We start from the raw sequence: 764 nt of genomic DNA on the forward strand, positions 1-764 counted from the left end.
ATGTATTATATTTATATTGTTCGTTATTTTAACGTCATATTTGTGTTATTTATATGTTATTCCACATATATTTTATTTTATTTTCAAAAAAAAGACGCTGTTCACGAATATTTCGTAAATCAGCGCCCTTATATTTCGTTTACAGCATATGTTTGGGCTCTTCTACTTCATCTTATGTCCCTGTTACCGTTTTCGTTCATAGAACTCAAACGTATACGCATAAACATTTTTTTCGTCTTGCTCGCCTTCAATCTGTTCCTTTAGCTCCCATTCCGACCAATCCACTTCCGGGAAAAAGGTATCCCCCTCAAAATCCTCATGGATTTTGGTCACCACCAGCCGATCTGTGAGCGGTAAAAACTCACGATAGACCTGGGAACCGCCAATAACGCAAAGCTCTTCGCCTTTTGTCACTTCCAGCCCCTCTTCGATCGTATGCACCACTTCAGCCTGATCCGCTTTATAGTTCAGATCTCTGGTTACGACAATATTTCGACGTTGTGGAAGTGGCTTGGCCCCAAAGGACTCCCATGTATTACGTCCCATAATAATCGTTTTGTTCAGGGTACGCTGCTTGAAAAAGGCCATATCTTTAGGCAAACGCCATGGAATGGAATTATTCAATCCAATGACGCCGTTCTCGCCCATCGCCCATACCAGTTCTATGCTCAAAGATTACACACTCCTTCAGTCTGTTTATAGGTTGTTCAAAAAGTTCACTTTTGATTACGAATGATGCCTAGCGGCATCATCAGCATCGAATA

1 protein-coding gene is annotated in these 764 nt (G+C 41.0%); it reads right to left on the reverse strand.

The features are described 5' to 3' along the window. Positions 1-183: 183 nt before the first annotated feature. Positions 184-672: a dihydrofolate reductase gene (locus P364_RS0134605; protein WP_024634515.1), complete on the reverse strand. Its 489-nt coding sequence runs from the start codon at positions 670-672 to the stop codon at positions 184-186. Between the last annotated feature and the right edge of the window lie 92 nt (positions 673-764).

Origin of the sequence: Paenibacillus sp. MAEPY2, assembly GCF_000499205.1 — a bacterium.
GTDB lineage: Bacteria > Bacillota > Bacilli > Paenibacillales > Paenibacillaceae > Paenibacillus > Paenibacillus vandeheii.